The organism is Pseudomonas iranensis (assembly GCF_014268585.2).
Lineage (GTDB): Bacteria > Pseudomonadota > Gammaproteobacteria > Pseudomonadales > Pseudomonadaceae > Aquipseudomonas > Aquipseudomonas iranensis.
Map to the genome: position 1 here is coordinate 261,352 of NZ_CP077092.1, position 15,193 is coordinate 276,544.

At 61.0% G+C, this 15,193-nt stretch carries 13 protein-coding genes; 4 read left to right on the plus strand and 9 right to left on the minus strand.

Features of this window, described 5'->3' with window-relative positions:
* The first annotated feature begins 1 nt into the window (after window position 1).
* Together HU724_RS01190 and HU724_RS01195 are read left to right on the plus strand one after the other, a co-directional pair.
* Window positions 2–940: an MlaD family protein gene (locus HU724_RS01190; protein WP_016772359.1), complete on the plus strand. Its 939-nt coding sequence runs from the start codon at window positions 2–4 to the stop codon at window positions 938–940.
* Entirely contained in the window at window positions 937–1,563 is a 627-nt protein-coding gene (locus HU724_RS01195) for an ABC-type transport auxiliary lipoprotein family protein (RefSeq protein WP_186568663.1), read from the plus strand. Before HU724_RS01190 ends, HU724_RS01195 begins: the two co-directional genes overlap by 4 nt.
* Window positions 1,564–1,679: 116 nt before the next feature.
* On the opposite strand, the gene HU724_RS01200 is transcribed toward HU724_RS01195, so the two are convergent.
* From HU724_RS01200 to HU724_RS01220, 5 genes are all read right to left on the minus strand, one after another.
* Complete coding sequence (locus tag HU724_RS01200; RefSeq protein ID WP_071173947.1) at window positions 1,680–2,909, minus strand: nucleoside recognition domain-containing protein; 1,230 nt, start codon at window positions 2,907–2,909, stop codon at window positions 1,680–1,682.
* 202 nt (window positions 2,910–3,111) lie between these two features.
* Window positions 3,112–4,443 carry a glutamate/aspartate:proton symporter GltP gene (gene gltP / locus HU724_RS01205; protein WP_024014978.1) on the minus strand — a complete coding sequence of 444 codons (1,332 nt, stop codon included), beginning with the start codon at window positions 4,441–4,443 and terminating at the stop codon, window positions 3,112–3,114.
* Between the two features lie 715 nt (window positions 4,444–5,158).
* Entirely contained in the window at window positions 5,159–5,623 is a 465-nt protein-coding gene (locus HU724_RS01210) for an inhibitor of vertebrate lysozyme family protein (protein ID WP_016772356.1), read from the minus strand.
* 2 nt (window positions 5,624–5,625) lie between these two features.
* Complete coding sequence (locus HU724_RS01215; RefSeq protein WP_003177151.1) at window positions 5,626–5,790, minus strand: DUF1328 domain-containing protein; 165 nt, start codon at window positions 5,788–5,790, stop codon at window positions 5,626–5,628.
* Window positions 5,791–5,864: 74 nt separating this feature from the next.
* Window positions 5,865–6,149, minus strand: coding sequence for a hypothetical protein (locus HU724_RS01220; protein ID WP_024014979.1), 285 nt, complete (start codon window positions 6,147–6,149; stop codon window positions 5,865–5,867).
* 428 nt (window positions 6,150–6,577) lie between these two features.
* On the opposite strand from HU724_RS01220, the gene algB reads away from it, so the two are divergent.
* Window positions 6,578–7,924: a sigma-54-dependent response regulator transcription factor AlgB gene (algB, locus tag HU724_RS01225; protein ID WP_024014980.1), complete on the plus strand. Its 1,347-nt coding sequence runs from the start codon at window positions 6,578–6,580 to the stop codon at window positions 7,922–7,924.
* A gap of 10 nt (window positions 7,925–7,934) precedes the next feature.
* Window positions 7,935–9,725, plus strand: a complete 1,791-nt coding sequence (locus tag HU724_RS01230) for an ATP-binding protein (RefSeq protein WP_186568662.1) — start codon at window positions 7,935–7,937, stop codon at window positions 9,723–9,725.
* Here the strand turns inward: HU724_RS01230 and HU724_RS01235 are convergent.
* The 4 genes from HU724_RS01235 to HU724_RS01250 all read right to left on the minus strand — a co-directional run bounded on the left by HU724_RS01235 (window position 9,722) and on the right by HU724_RS01250 (window position 15,185).
* Window positions 9,722–11,335: an EAL domain-containing protein gene (locus tag HU724_RS01235; protein ID WP_076564816.1), complete on the minus strand. Its 1,614-nt coding sequence runs from the start codon at window positions 11,333–11,335 to the stop codon at window positions 9,722–9,724. The two genes, HU724_RS01230 and HU724_RS01235, sit on opposite strands and share 4 nt — an antisense overlap.
* A 75-nt stretch (window positions 11,336–11,410) precedes the next feature.
* Window positions 11,411–12,193 carry an N-acetylmuramoyl-L-alanine amidase gene (locus tag HU724_RS01240; RefSeq protein ID WP_186568661.1) on the minus strand — a complete coding sequence of 261 codons (783 nt, stop codon included), beginning with the start codon at window positions 12,191–12,193 and terminating at the stop codon, window positions 11,411–11,413.
* Between the two features lie 101 nt (window positions 12,194–12,294).
* Complete coding sequence (locus HU724_RS01245; protein ID WP_130903179.1) at window positions 12,295–14,310, minus strand: GGDEF domain-containing protein; 2,016 nt, start codon at window positions 14,308–14,310, stop codon at window positions 12,295–12,297.
* Entirely contained in the window at window positions 14,307–15,185 is an 879-nt protein-coding gene (locus tag HU724_RS01250) for an endonuclease/exonuclease/phosphatase family protein (protein WP_186568660.1), read from the minus strand. The genes HU724_RS01245 and HU724_RS01250 overlap by 4 nt, the downstream gene beginning before the upstream one ends.
* Between the last annotated feature and the right edge of the window lie 8 nt (window positions 15,186–15,193).

A 15,193-nucleotide genomic window follows, 5' to 3' on the forward strand; every position in this document is an offset into this window, starting at 1 on the left:
TATGGAAACCCGAGCCCATCATGTGTTGATCGGCCTGTTCACGGTGATCGTCGTGGCCGGCGCCCTGCTCTTCGGCCTGTTTCTGGCCAAATCCAGCGTCGACACCGAGTTCAAGGATTACGAAGTGGTGTTCAACGAGGCGGTCAGCGGTCTGTCCAAGGGCAGTTCGGTGCAGTACAGCGGGATCAAGGTCGGTGACGTAGTCAGCCTGCGCCTCGACCCGCAGGACCCGCGTCGGGTGCTGGCGCGGATTCGTCTGGCGGGCGACACGCCGGTCAAGGAAGACACCCAGGCCAAACTGGCACTGACCGGCATCACCGGCACCTCGATCATCCAGCTCAGCGGCGGTACACCCGAGAGCCCGAAACTGCGCGGGCATGACGGCAAGCTGCCAACTCTGGTCGCCTCGCCCTCGCCTATCTCGCGTCTGCTCAACGACAGCAGCGACTTGATGACCGGCATCAGCGCCCTGCTGCAAAACGCCAACCACATGTTCTCCGCGGAAAATGTCGAGCGTGTGAGCAAGACCCTCGCCCATCTGGAACAGACCACCGGCACCATCAACGACCAGCGCGGCGACATCAAACAAGCCATGCAGCAACTGGCGACCGTCGGCAAACAGGCCGGCAGCATGCTCGAGCAGACCTCACTGCTGATGCGCAACGCCAACGGCCTGCTCAACGATCAGGGCAAGCAGGCCTTGGGCAGTGCCGAACAGGCGATGAAGTCGCTGGAGCAAAGCAGCGTGACCATCAACGGCTTGCTCAGCAAAAACCAGAACTCGCTGGATAACGGCATGCAGGGCCTCAACGGCCTGGCCCCGGCGATTCGCGAACTGCGCGAGACGCTGACCTCGCTGCGCGCCATTTCCCAACGGCTTGAGGCCAACCCCAGCGGCTACCTGCTGGGCAGCGACAAGAACAAGGAATTCACCCCATGAAGTTGACTCGAATCGCCCTGCTCGGCGCTGGCCTGACCTTGCTCGGCGCGTGCTCGATCCTGCCCAAGTCGGAACCCTCGGACGTCTACCGCCTGCCCGCTGCATCGGCGCCCGCCTCGGCCAGCCCGGCGACGGTTCAGCCGTGGTCGCTGCGCTTGAATAAATTGCAGGCCAGCGAAGCGTTGAACCGGCCGAGCATTGCCGTGATTCCGCAGGGCGATGTGATCAGCAGCTACAAAGGCTCGCGCTGGAGCGATCCGGCGCCGGTACTGCTGCGCAATCGCCTGCTCGATGGATTCCAGCGTGATGGTCGAGTGACGCTGCTGAGCACCGACGACAGCAACTTCCAGGCGGATCTGGAACTGGGCGGCAGTTTGCAGGCGTTTCAGACGGAATATCAGGGCACCCAGGCCGGCGTCGTGGTGCGGGTCGATGCATTGCTGGTGCGCGGCTATGACCAGCGCATCCTCGCCAGCCGCCGTTTTGAAGAGCGCCAGTCGCTGAATGATGTGCAGGTGCCAGCGGTGGTCGCCGGGTTTGGTAAGGCCAGTGATCGCCTTACGGCCAAGGTTGTGGCCTGGGCCGTGGAGCAAGGGCAGAAACTCGCCCCCCGAAGGCCTTAAGCCCAACACAATCCCTGTGGGAGCGAGCCTGCTCGCGAAAGCGGTGTATCAGTCACTTAAGCGTTGACTGACACTCCGTCTTCGCGAGCAGGCTCGCTCCCACATGGGAATTTTGCTCAGCCGAAGAACCAGTAGCAGACCCCGATAGCGCCCACCACTCCGGCAAACTCAGCCAGCAACGCACACCCCACCGCGTGCCGTGCGCGCTGAATGCCCACCGCGCCGAAGTACACCGCCAGCACATAGAACGTGGTTTCGGTACTGCCCTGCACCGTCGCCGCGACCAGCGCCGGGAAGCTGTCGACGCCGGAAGTCTGCATGGTCTCGATCAGCATCGCCCGTGCGGCGCTGCCGGAGAACGGTTTGACCATCGCCGTCGGCAGCGCATCGACGAAGCGCGTGTCCCAGCCGGCCCACTCGACCAGATGGCGAATGCCGTCCAGGCCGAAATCCAGCGCACCAGAGGCGCGCAGCACGCCAACCGCACAGAGCATCGCCACCAGATACGGCAAGAGATTCTTCGCCACATCGAAGCCCTCTTTCGCGCCTTCGACGAACGCCTCGTACACCTTGACCTTGCGCAGCGCGCCGATCAGCAAAAACAGCATGATCAAGCCGAACAGCGTGAGATTGCCGAGGATCGACGACAATCCCGCCAGCGCTGTCGCGGAAAGGGTGCCGAGCAGGGCCATGAAGCCGCCAAGGATCAGTGCGCCGGGCAGCAGATAGGCGAGCACCACCGGGTCCCAGATGCGCAGGCGTTGCATGAAAGCTACGGAGAGGAAACCGACGATAGTCGAGCAACTGGTCGCCAGCAGAATCGGCAGGAACACCAGCGTCGGATCCGGCGCGCCTTGCTGGGCGCGGTACATGAAGATGGTCACGGGCAGCAGGGTCAACGACGAGGCATTGAGCACCAGAAAGAGGATCTGCGCGTTGCTGGCGATGGTGGCGCTGGGATTGAGCTCCTGCAGCGCTTTCATGGCTTTCAGGCCGATGGGTGTGGCGGCGTTGTCCAGGCCGAGGCCGTTGGCGGCGAAGTTCAGCGTGATCAGGCCGAGGGCAGGGTGACCGGCCGGGACTTCCGGCATCAGCCGCAGAAACAGCGGGCCGAGGACCTTGGCCAGCCACTCGACGATTCCGGCTTTCTCGGCGATGCGCAGAAAGCCCAGCCAGAGGGTGAGGGTGCCGAACAGAAGCACCATGACTTCGACCGAGAGCTTGGCCATGGCGAAAATGCTTTCCACCATCGCCGCGAAGATCCCGGCGTTGCCGCCGATCAGCCACTGCGCCAGCGCCGACACGGCTGCAACGATGAAGAAGCCAAGCCACAGGCCATTAAGCATCAGTCAAATCCCCCGAAGAATGCGGCGAATGATAGCGGGGTCGCCAGAAACGACAAACCCCGGATTGCTCCGGGGTTCGTTGGTGGGGCGTGCATCAATCACTGTGGGAGCGAGCCTGCTCGCGAAGAGGCCGGCACATTCAACATCTCTGTAGATTGATACACCGTCTTCGCGAGCAGGCTCGCTCCCACAGGGTTTTGCATCAGTTCTTGGAAATCTCGCCAGCCGGCAGTTTTTCCTTGCTGCGCCAGTGCGGCAGGGAGTTCCAGTAGCGCTCGCCCTTGGCGTCGTCGTACATGCCTTCCCAGCGCGCGATAACCAGCACCGCCAGAGCATTACCGATCACGTTCAGTGCGGTACGCGCCATGTCCATGATGCGGTCGACACCGGCGATGAATGCCAGGCCTTCCAGCGGGATGCCAACGCTGCCCAAGGTTGCCAGCAGCACCACGAAAGACACGCCCGGTACGCCGGCGATACCTTTGGAGGTGACCATCAGCGTCAACACCAGCAGCAGTTGCTGGCTGATCGACAGGTCGATGCCATACAGCTGGGCAATGAAGATCGCCGCGATCGACTGGTACAGGGTCGAGCCGTCGAGGTTGAACGAGTAACCGGTCGGTACCACGAAGCTGCAGATGGCTTTCGGCGCGCCGTAGGCTTCCATTTTCTCGATGACACGTGGCAGCACGGTTTCCGAGGAGGCGGTGGAGTAGGCCAGTACCAGCTCATCCTTGAAGATGCGCATCAGCTTGAGCACCGAGAAGCCGAACAGCTTGGCGATCAGGCCCAGCACGACGAAGGCGAAGAAGGCGATGGCGACGTAAACCAGGATCACCAGTTTCGCCAGCGGCAGCAGCGAGGCGAAGCCGAAGTTGGCCACGGTCACCGCGATCAGTGCGAACACGCCGATCGGGGCGTAGTTCATGATCATGTGGGTGACCTTGAACATGCTTTCCGAAACGCCCTGGAACATCTTCACCAGCGGCTCGCGCAGGTCCGACTGCAGGCTCGACAGGCCGAGACCGAACAGCACGGAGAAGAAGATGATCGGCAGCATTTCGCCGCGAGCCATGGCCGCGAAGATGTTCGACGGGATCAGGTTGAGGATGGTTTCGATGAATGCATGTTCATGCTGCACTTCGGCGGCGGTCGCCTGGTACTTCGAAATGTCGACCGTGCCCAGGGTGCTCATGTCGATGCCGGTGCCCGGATGGAACACGTTGGCCAGCACCAGACCGACAACGATGGCGATGGTGGTGACGATCTCGAAATAGATGATCGTCTTCAGGCCGATACGCCCGAGTTTCTTGGCGTCGCCGACGCCAGCGATGCCGACGATCAGCGAGGAAATGACGATCGGGATCACGATCATCTTGATCAGACGGATAAAGATATCGCCTGCCGGTTGCAGGACGTTGCTGATCCACCAGGCCTTTTCAGCACTGAAGTGGTTGAGCAACGCACCAATTGCAATCCCCAGAATCAGACCGATGAGGATCTGCCAGGCGAGGCTGATTTTTGCCTTCTTCATTATCTTTACCCTTACTTGCGTTTGACTCAGGCACATGCAGGAACTGGAACGCTCATCAGCGGAAAAGTCTGTGCATCTGCCTCCGTATAAGGTGCCCCGAAGCGCGTATTTACGGCTCTTCGGCAGGCGAAAAAAGGCGCAACTATTCCGATGCAAGGTGGCGCCGTCTAATGCCGTAAACGCCTACCCTATGCCTAATCGGCATGAGCTTTTTCATTTGAAACTGGCGTCCCAAGCGGTTCGATTGTGACATTTGTGCCGGCATAAGTGCCGTGAACCGGCCGTTACAGCGTAGGCTGGTTAAATTTTGCACAGGTAAAACCGGCGGAAATTTTCGGAAAAAGTCTGAATCGCAAGACTAGAAGTCACACGGAACGAGCGCGATCTTTGTCGATATACGGTCGCCAGGAAACACCGCGAAATGTTTTCCTCGCAGTGTCGACGATTGAAAAAAGGAATTTGGCGTGCTGGATCAATGTTTTAGCGGATTCAAAGCCCAGCGCAGATTCGTCAGACCACCGGGTCGACGAACCTGCGGCGCAGCTTTTACCCTGACCCGGCCCTTGCGCAGGTACTCCTTGTACCCGTAGGTCACTCCGACCCTGTATCAGTCAGAACGTCCCGGCCCCCTGGTCATGTACCGACCCTCATCGGGCGGTGCAACGGAAAGCAGCGGGGCGCTGCTTTCGTGTTCGAAACCTTTGCGCGTCCTGCGTCAGTACCACTTCGGATCTTTCTTCAGGGTTTCCATCAGCAGATCCTGCATGCCCTGATCAGGTTTGCCGAAGAAGCGATAAGTCGCGTGTCGCGTCGGCGACTTGTCCTGCGGCAGACCTTCCGGGACATCGACCAGCATGGCGTAGGCGTCATCCTTGTCGAAGCTGAAGGCCACGATCAAGCGGTGATTCAGACACTTGTCCTGACTCTCGCAGAGCGGACCGACCAGATACTGATCGCCATCTTCCGTAACGGCATGCATCTGTTGTTCGGAGGTGCCGGACAGGTTGATCACCCATTCCGGTACGCGCTCTTCCTTTTTGATCACGCCTTCCCAGGTTTCACGGTACTGCGCGTCGGAGGCGAGCAGTTCGTTGACCCGGGTCTGGCCGTCATTGGCCGCCATGGCCATGGCACTGCCGCCCAGAAGCAGGGCGGCGGCCAATGTCTTGAGACCGATCATCGTTAACCTCGGCCGCGACGGCCAAAGAAGAAGGAAGCGATGAACATCACCAGGAACACGACAAAGAGAATCTTGGCGATACCCGTGGCGGTGCCCGCGATACCACCGAAGCCCAGAACGGCGGCGATGATGGCAATGATCAAGAATGTAATTGCCCAGCTCAACATGGTGATTCTCCTTACTTCTCTATTTAGGGGTGTTTCCGGTTTCCGGCGCTACGCGCCCGAATGTGTTCAAAGGCTTAGAAAACCCAGCGCTCTTCCCGTGGCAATTGATCCAGCGGTTGCGCCTGGTCGACATCGATCATGTGCATCGAAGCGTTCTCGGCCTGGCTGCTGCTCACGGCACTGAAGTGCGTTTGAGTGCTGTGCTGCATCGAAATCAGTGGCTCGGGTTTGCGGCTGTTTTCCCAGCTCATGTACTGCTGGCAGACGATCAGGGTGATCAGCAACGCCAGTACACCGAACAGACCTTGCTGGATCTGCAGTGGCGAAATACGTACTTGGGCGGCGATTGGGCGAGTCATCCTGTGTTCCTCACGCTTGTTCGGTTGGGGCAGTGCTGTTCTGCCCGGGCTGAGTAAGGTATTGCAGCCTGCATGCCAGTTTTTTAATCTGTGAAAAAACCAATAAAAACAATAAGTTATACGTGATTGAGAAATTTCCTAAGACGCATCCTGCACGATGGCTCTTCTGCGGTCGTGCGCAATGCACGATTATTTCGTGGGAAATTTCGATGATATGGAATTGCTACCGGTACGCAGATGTCAGAAGAGGACGCAGGATCTGCCCTGCAAAACGCAGAATGCTTTAAAACTCAACGAAATCAATGAATTGGCCGTTATGGCAGTAGAGAGCTACCCTCCTATGGCTGGTATCGTTCAGAATCAACCATGCAACTTGCCCGATTTTTCCGGGACTAACCCAAGACTAATCACTATGGAGCGTAGGAAAAATGGAATCTGCCACTGAGCAACAAGGCCGCATTCTGCTGGTGGACGATGAATCCGCCATCCTGCGTACGTTTCGTTATTGCCTCGAAGACGAAGGCTATACTGTAGCCACCGCCAATAGCGCAGCCCAGGCCGATGCTTTGCTGCAACGTCAGGTCTTCGATCTGTGCTTCCTTGATTTGCGCCTGGGCGAGGACAACGGTCTCGACGTCCTCGCGCAGATGCGCATTCAGGCGCCGTGGATGCGCGTAGTGATCGTCACCGCCCACTCGGCGGTCGACACCGCGGTTGATGCCATCCAGGCTGGCGCCGCCGATTATCTGGTCAAGCCGTGCAGCCCTGATCAACTGCGCCTGGCCACCGCCAAGCAGCTGGAAGTGCGCCAGCTCTCCGCGCGCCTTGAAGCGCTGGAAGGCGAGATCCGCAAACCGAAAGACGGCCTTGATTCCCACAGCCCGGCGATGAAGGTCGTGCTGGAGACGGCCCGTCAGGTCGCAAGCACCGACGCCAACATTCTTATCCTTGGCGAGTCCGGCACGGGTAAAGGTGAACTGGCCCGTGCGATCCACGGCTGGAGCAAGCGCGAAAAGAAATCCTGCGTCACTATCAACTGCCCGTCGCTGACTGCCGAGCTGATGGAAAGCGAGCTGTTCGGCCATAGCCGTGGCGCGTTCACCGGCGCCAGCGAAAGCACGCTGGGTCGAGTCAACCAGGCCGACGGAGGCACGCTGTTTCTCGACGAGATCGGCGACTTTCCGCTGACGTTGCAACCCAAGTTGCTGCGTTTCATTCAGGACAAGGAATACGAGCGGGTCGGCGATCCGGTCACTCGCCGCGCCGATGTGCGCATCCTCGCTGCGACCAACCTCAATCTCGAAGACATGGTCCGCGACGGACGTTTCCGTGAAGACCTGCTCTATCGCCTCAACGTCATCACCCTGCATCTGCCGCCCCTGCGCGAGCGCGCCGAAGACATCCTGACCCTCGCCGATCGTTTCCTTGCGCGTTTCGTCAAAGAGTACGCACGCCCAGCGCGCGGCTTCAGCGATGAGGCCCGGGAAGCACTGCTCGGTTATCGCTGGCCGGGCAACATTCGCGAACTGCGCAACGTCGTCGAGCGAGCCAGCATCATCTGCCCGCAGGAACGCGTGGAAATCAGCCACCTGGGCATGGCCGAACAACCGGCCAACAACGCGCCACGGGTCGGCGCGGCGCTGAGCCTGGACGAGCTGGAGAAAGCGCACATCGGCGCGGTGCTGGCCACCGCCGGCACTCTGGATCAAGCGGCGAAAACCCTCGGCATCGACGCCTCGACCCTGTATCGCAAACGCAAGCAGTACAACCTGTGAGCACTGCGCGATGAAACTGGCGATCAAGCTGCGCACGCGCCTGTTCCTGAGCATTTCTGCGTTGATCACCGTGGCCTTGCTCGGGCTCTTGCTCGGGCTGGTCAGCGTGATGCAGATGGCCGGGTCACAGGAAGCGCTGGTGCGCAGCAACTTCGTCACCCTGGATCTGGGGCTCAAGCTGCGCCAGACCCTCGGTGATCAATTGATCATCATGCTCGCCGAAAAACCCGATCCCGTTGCGTTCGAAGCGTCCAAACAGCACTACTTCGAGTTGCTCGACCAAGGCATCGCCCAGCAGCCGGAGGGCGATGACCAGCCTTACGGTTTCCGCCAGGCCAAGGCCGACTACCTGAACTTCCTCGCCTCATTCGACGTGACCGCCGAAGCGGCGAAGAACGCCAGCACCACCGCGGATTTCCGCGAGCGCTTCAACATTCTGCGTAATGGCCTGATTGCTGAGCACAAACATGCGCTGGAAACCATTAACGCGGTCCAGCACGCTGCCCGTGAACGCGCGTTGCTGATTGCCGGGCTGCTTGGCCTGGTCGGGCTGGCGGTACTGATCATCGGTTTCGTCACCGCCCAAGGCATCGCCCGACGCTTCGGCGCGCCGATCGAAGCGCTGGCCAAGGCTGCCGACAACATCGGCCAGGGCAACTATGACGTGACCCTGCCGATTTCCACGGCCATGGAAGTCAACCTGCTGTCGCGACGCTTCGGCCTGATGGCCGAGGCGTTGCGCGAACACCAGGCGATGAATGTCGACGAACTGTTGGCTGGTCAGCAGCGCTTGCAAGCGGTGCTCGACAGTATCGACGACGGTTTGTTGATGATTGATCGCCAGGGCCAGCTCGAACACCTCAATCCTGTGGCTCAGCGCCAGTTGGGCTGGGAAGACGACCGGCTCGGCCAGGGCTTGGGCACCGCACTCGGGCGCCCGGAGCTGGATGCGCAACTGCAATTGGTCCTGCGCGGCGGCACGCTGGAGCGCGCGCCGGAAGATCTGAGCATCGAAGTCGATGGCGAATCGCGCCTGCTGACCTACAGCCTGACGCCGGTCAGTCATACCCAGGGGCATATTCTCGGCGCGGTGATGGTGCTGCACGACGTCACCGAGCAACGCGCGTTCGAGCGCGTGCGCAGTGAGTTTGTCTTGCGCGCTTCCCACGAGCTGCGCACGCCGGTGACGGGCATGCACATGGCCTTCGGGCTGTTTCGCGAGCGGGCCAAGTTCCCGGCGGAATCGCGCGAAGCCGACCTGCTGGATACGGTCAACGAAGAAATGCAGCGTCTGATGCAGTTGATCAACGACTTGCTCAACTTCTCGCGCTACCAGAACGGCCTACAGAAACTCACTCTGGCGCCATGTTCCATTGAAGACTTGCTGGAGCAGGCGCAGCTGCGCTTTGCCGACGTGGCTGCGGCCAAAGGTGTTGCGCTGAACGTCGAGATTCAAGGCCCGCTGCCGAGGTTGCAGGCTGATCAGGCGCAACTTGATCGCGTCCTCGACAACTTGATCGACAACGCCCTGCGGCACACCGCCCGCGACGGGCAGATCCGTCTGCAGGCACGCCGCCATGGCGAGCGGGTCATCATCAGCGTCGAAGACAATGGCGAAGGCATTGCCTACGGCCAGCAGGGGCGGATTTTCGAGCCGTTCGTGCAGGTCGGGCGCAAAAAGGGTGGTGCCGGCCTTGGGCTGGCGCTGTGCAAGGAAATCGTCCAGCTGCACGGCGGGCGCATGGGCGTTTATTCGCGGCCGGGGCAGGGCACTCAGTTCTACATGGCGCTGGCGGTTTAGGCTTCATCGTCCATACGCCGTCCGGCCAGGCGTCGTCCACGGGTGATCAGTTCAATGAACTGCACGGCGCTCAGTGCGTGAGCGAACAGCCAGCCCTGACCGAACTTGACCCCCTCACTGCTGAGCAGCGCTGCCTGGGATTCCAGCTCGATACCTTCGGCAATCACTTTCAGATCCAGCGCCTGCGCCATGTGAATGATGTGCGGAGCGACGCCGCTGCTCGCTGCGTCATGGCCCAGCGCATCGATGAACGCCTTATCGATCTTCAGGCAGTCCACTGGCAAGGTCTGCAGATAGGCGAGGCTGCAATAGCCGGTGCCGAAATCATCGATCAGCACCTGATGGCCAACGTCGCGCAAGGCTTGCAGGTTTTCCCGCGCCACCACCACATCGATCAGACCCCGCTCGGTGACTTCGAAGGCTATCTGCCGCGCGGCGACACGGTGCAGCGCGAGCAGCCGCGCCATGACCTGGCCGATGCGCGGCACCATGACATCGCAGGCCGCGAGGTTCACCGAGATATACAGCTGCGGATTGGCGCGCAGTAACTGACCCAGCTGTTCGAGCAGACGCTGCAAGACGAAGTCGGTCATCTGCCGGATCTGCCCGGTGTTCTCCGCCATGGGAATGAACAGGTCGGGGCTGGTCAGCGTGCCGTCCGGGCGCCGCCAGCGCAGCAGCGCTTCGGCGCCGACGCAGTTGCGGCTGTCGAGATCGAAGATCGGCTGATACAGCACCTGCAACTCACCCCGGCGGATCGCCCCGTGCAGCTCGGCATCCAGCGACTGGCGCTGACGCACCAGCAGCAAGGTCAGAAAGCCGACAACGGCCCCGGCGATCAGGCACACCGGCAACAGCCACCACCACACCGCCGGGACGTGCATGCCCGTGCGCGGCGTAATCAGCACCAATTGATATTCCGGGTTGTCGGTGGGCATGCGATAGATCAGCCGCGTTTGCGTGACTTGCAGCGCATCAGGGCTCTTCGGTGGCCAGGGTTCGGTCGGTGGCCAGGTCTGTGCGGTGCCGAGCACCGGAATCGCGCGAGTGCCGTGATCGAGTACCACCAGCAGGCTGCTGCCGGACGACAGATCGACCATGTCGGTCAAATGCCCGCGCGAGGTAGCGACACGAAAGTTGCCGCGACCGAGCATCAGCGCCGCGCGGTTTTCATCGGGTTCGGTGGTGGTATTCAGCCAATAGCTGTAGGTTGGGCCCTGAATGTCCGGCGCGCGCACCAACGACAGTCCTTCCTGGCGTGGACGGTTGGAGCAGAACCGCGAGGCGTCCATGTACGCGGCTTCGTAGACGAAGCGGTAGTTGAAGGTGACTTGCTGCAAGGTCGCGATCATTTCTTCGTCGCAGCCGCGCAAGGGCTGGGCTTCAAGGTCGTCGAGACTTTCGCGCAACTGGCCGAACAATTGTTCGAGGCGCGCGAGGAAACGCTCGCCTTGGGCGTTCATTTCCTGGCTCTCGCGCATTTCCATCTGGCGCATCGCCGCGAACATACCGCCGGCGATCAGCAGGCTGGCGCTGAGGACAGCCGCGATCATCGCCAAAAAAACAGGGCGATAAAACCAGCTACGCAGCGTCTCTCGGGTCGCAGCCATCAGGGATTTTCCGAAGAATTACCATGAGTTATAGCTGCTGATTGCGATTTCGCCCTTACCGTCGGGCGGGCGTCATTATTTTGTCTGATTGAGGACCAAAAGAAGTGCCGCGGTTTGTGCATCCGGGGTGCCGTCGAAGCGGGCAGGGCGGTAATGCATCTGGAACGCGGCGAGGACATGGCGCGTGGCGACGTCCAGTTCGCCAGTCTGCGGCGTGTCGTAACCCAGACGCGCGAGTTGCGCCTGGAACCAGCCGATCTCCGGCAACGGGTTGCTGTTGAACACCGCCTGCTGACGCGCCACTGCTTGCTCGTTCGGCCACAGGCCGAGACCTTCGGCGGCGAGACGTTTCCAGGGGAACAGTGGCCCCGGATCAAGCTTGCGCAACGGCGCGATGTCACTGTGACCGATGATGTGCCGCGGGCTGATGCCGTTGCGTTTGCTGATGTCCTTGAGCAGGGTGATCAACGACTGGATCTGCGCTTCGCTGTACGGATACCACAGGCGCCCGGTCGGGGTGTCCTTGTAGCCGGGATTGACGATTTCGATGCCGATGGAACTGGAGTTCAGCCAGGTACGGCCCTGCCACTGACTTTCGCCGGCGTGCCAGGCGCGCTGGTTTTCGTCCATCAGCTTGTACACGGTGGCGCTCTTGTCATCGCCAATCAGGTAATGGCTGCTGACGTCGCCATGGGTCAGCAATTGCAGCGAACGCTCCAGAGACGCGGAGGTGTAATGCACCACAACGAACTGGATGCGGCTGTCGTAATTGGCCGAAGGATGGCTGGTGTCGTAACGCGGGCCGCTGGCGCAACCAGCGAGGACGAGCAGCGAGGCAACAAGGGCAAGGAATTTCATGGCAGAGGACGATACGCTGAAAACGATAATGCAACAGTGTAACGTACGGATTTGCTCAGAGTCCGCCAGCGGGCGGATTTAAACAAAATGGAACAATTGCCTTAGCCGAGCTCGACTCGGTTGCGCCCGGCGTTCTTTGCTCGATACAGCGCCTGATCGGCTCTTTTCAGCACCAGATCGCTGTGTTCTCCCACCCGGAATGACGCGAGTCCCATGGAAATGGTGATAGTCACTCGCTCGCCCTTGAAATGAAACGGGCAGGCTTCGATCGCCGCGCGCAGGGTTTCCAGCAGTTTCGCGCCCACCGCCGGTGGCGTCGCGGGCAGCAACAGCACGAACTCTTCACCGCCGAAACGGGCGATGAAATCCGAGCCGCGCAGGCGTTTGCGCAATACCGTGGCGATGATCTTCAGAACTTTGTCGCCGGCCAGATGGCCATAGCTGTCGTTGATCCGCTTGAAGTGATCGAGGTCGAGCATGGCCAGGCTGAGGGTGTTGCCGTGCTGCTGCCATTGCTGGATTTCATGCTCGAGGCGCTCGCTCCACGCCGCACGGTTGGGCAGGCCGGTCAACGGATCGATCAGGGCTTTCTGCCGCTGCTCTTCAAGGTGTTCACGGAAGCCCATGGCTTCCTGTTCCATATGCGCCACTCGCTCCGACAGGCTCTTCAATCTGGCAGCGACTTCCTGTTCGCGGGCGTCGCGCTGCTTCTGGTGCTGGTCCATCGTTCCCAGCAGGCCTTCCAGATGATTCTCCAGCACATGCTTGAGGTCATCGAGGTCGGCTGCTTGCTGGACGCTGCTCTGCAAGCCGTCGACCTGCTCGCGAATCTGCGTGTCCATGGCCCGCGCCGCCGAGCTGTTGTCGGCATGCCCTTCGCTGGCCGCTTGCAGATTGCTTTGAAACGCTTCGAGGCGTTCGTTGAGTTGCTGCAGATAGGCTTCGAATTCGTGCTGACCGCTGTCGGTAATCGCCAGCATCAAGGTTGCGAGATCGTCGAGGATCGGCAGCAGTTCGTACCAGTTCAGTCCGTGTTTGAGCCGTTCGCGCATGGCTTCGGCTTGCGGCCGGTGGCGCTCGGGCAGGGTCAGGTCGTCGAGCAGGCCGATCAGCGTGTCTTCGATATGTCTGGCTACGGAGCTGTAGGACGGCTCCGGGGAATCCGGCAGCGCGAAGAGGATGTCGTGTTCCGACTGCTCCGGGTCGATGGCGGCCAAGGCCTGAGCAATCGGTTCGGGCAGGGGCAGGCTGTCGAGGAGCAGCGGCGACGGATCGCCGGGGTGGATCAGTTCGTCGGGGTTGAGTGCTTCGGTTGCTTGCGCAGCGACGGTTATCTCGGTGTCAGCTGCTGGCTCAACCTGCGTTGGCTCGGCTTCAACGGCGACCACAGGCGTAGCGAACGCAACGACTTGCGGCTCATCAGGCGGCGTCTGGACAGGCGCCTCGATGACGGTCTCGGGCGCTGCGATCGCTGGCTCAGCTTGGGCCACCGGTGCCGATTGCACAGGCTCCGGTTCAGATTGTCGGGCTTCGACCGGTTGCGGCACTGGTGTTGCTGGTATGTCGGCCGCCGGTGCAACGGCTTCTTCACTGTCGCGACTACCAAACAAACGCTGCAACAACCCCGGCCGCCCCGGCTCGGCAGGCGTTTCCAACTGACTCAAGGCCTTGCCCTGCAAGCCACTGAGTTCGCTCAACAGCAGCGGCATTTCCCGTGCCTGACCGACGCGGCTGTCCAGTTGTTTGGCGAATTTCTTCAGCGGTTGCGCGACTTCGCGCGGCAGCGGCAAAGCCTGCAACTGGGTGACCAGCGCGGTCAGTGCGGTGCTGACCTGATCAATGCGCGTTTCACGGCGCTGCTCGGAGTCGAGCACGGCTTTTTCCAGACGCGGCAGCAGGGCGGCGAGGCCGGCGTCCATGTCATCGGTACGCACGACTTCGCGCATTTCCTTCATGCACTGATCGACGACCTTGTCGGTGCCCTCGGCCGCCAGCGTGCTGCGCACCAGACCGCGCCGCAGCAGGTCGAGTCGCGCGGCCCAGCGGCGTTCGAGCTTGTCCTGCTGTTCGATGCTCTTGAGGTACTTCTCTTTCCAGCGCTGGGCGTCGTCGCTCATTCACAGGTTCCGCGAGGGGCAGGGCTCAACGCGGGCAATGCGTCAGCCGTGAGCGAACCCGGCAGACGAATTTCCACCGCGACCGGCAGGTGATCGGAAATGGGCTGGGCCAGCACCTCGACCTTTTCCAGGGTCAGGGTCGGGCTGAGCAGAATATGATCAAGGCAACGCTGTGGGCGCCAGCTGGGGAAGGTCGCTTCCACCTGCGGGGCCAGCAGGCCGAGATCGCGTAACGGCGAGTGTTCGAGCAGGTCGCTGGCATGGGTATTCATGTCGCCCATCAGCACCTGATGCTTGTACCCGCTGATCAAATCACGAATGTAGGCCAGTTGCAGGCTGCGCGTCCGCGCGCCGAGGGCCAGGTGCATCATCACCACCACCAGTGCCTCCGGACCTTCGCCGAAGCGCAGCAGGATCGCGCCGCGACCTTTCGGGCCGGGCAGCGGGTGATCCTCGATCGCCAACGGCTTCAGGCGACTGAGCACGCCATTGCTGTGCTGGGCCAGTCGACCGAGGTTGCGATTGAGTTGTTGATACCAGTAGGGAAAGGCGCCGAGGTGGGCCAGATGTTCGACCTGATTGACGTAGCCCGAACGCAGGCTGCCGCCATCGGCTTCCTGCAGCGCGACCAGATCGAAGTCGCCGAGCAGGTCGCCGATCTTTTGCAGATTGCCGGAACGCCCGGTGTGCGGCAGCAGATGCTGCCAGCTGCGGGTCAGGTAATGCCGATAGCGCTCGGTGCTGATGCCGACCTGAATGTTGAAACTGAGCAAGCGCAGACGCTGGTCTGCGGGCAGGCCCGTAGACGCCAGATGATGCTCGTTGACCTGCGGATCATGCAGGCCAACGATGCGTTCGGACTTCCAGCGGCGCATGGCGAATG

What these genes read in the sequence shown, in the direction of transcription:
- HU724_RS01190 (WP_016772359.1), top strand. Translation starts at nt 2, where the DNA reads ATGGAAACCCGAGCCCATCATGTGTTGATCGGCCTGTTCACGGTGATC.
- HU724_RS01195 (WP_186568663.1), top strand. Translation starts at nt 937, where the DNA reads ATGAAGTTGACTCGAATCGCCCTGCTCGGCGCTGGCCTGACCTTGCTC.
- HU724_RS01200 (WP_071173947.1), bottom strand. Translation starts at nt 2,909, where the DNA reads ATGCTTAATGGCCTGTGGCTTGGCTTCTTCATCGTTGCAGCCGTGTCG.
- gltP (WP_024014978.1), bottom strand. Translation starts at nt 4,443, where the DNA reads ATGAAGAAGGCAAAAATCAGCCTCGCCTGGCAGATCCTCATCGGTCTG.
- HU724_RS01210 (WP_016772356.1), bottom strand. Translation starts at nt 5,623, where the DNA reads ATGATCGGTCTCAAGACATTGGCCGCCGCCCTGCTTCTGGGCGGCAGT.
- HU724_RS01215 (WP_003177151.1), bottom strand. Translation starts at nt 5,790, where the DNA reads ATGTTGAGCTGGGCAATTACATTCTTGATCATTGCCATCATCGCCGCC.
- HU724_RS01220 (WP_024014979.1), bottom strand. Translation starts at nt 6,149, where the DNA reads ATGACTCGCCCAATCGCCGCCCAAGTACGTATTTCGCCACTGCAGATC.
- algB (WP_024014980.1), top strand. Translation starts at nt 6,578, where the DNA reads ATGGAATCTGCCACTGAGCAACAAGGCCGCATTCTGCTGGTGGACGAT.
- HU724_RS01230 (WP_186568662.1), top strand. Translation starts at nt 7,935, where the DNA reads ATGAAACTGGCGATCAAGCTGCGCACGCGCCTGTTCCTGAGCATTTCT.
- HU724_RS01235 (WP_076564816.1), bottom strand. Translation starts at nt 11,335, where the DNA reads ATGGCTGCGACCCGAGAGACGCTGCGTAGCTGGTTTTATCGCCCTGTT.
- HU724_RS01240 (WP_186568661.1), bottom strand. Translation starts at nt 12,193, where the DNA reads ATGAAATTCCTTGCCCTTGTTGCCTCGCTGCTCGTCCTCGCTGGTTGC.
- HU724_RS01245 (WP_130903179.1), bottom strand. Translation starts at nt 14,310, where the DNA reads ATGAGCGACGACGCCCAGCGCTGGAAAGAGAAGTACCTCAAGAGCATC.
- HU724_RS01250 (WP_186568660.1), bottom strand. Translation starts at nt 15,185, where the DNA reads ATGCGCCGCTGGAAGTCCGAACGCATCGTTGGCCTGCATGATCCGCAG.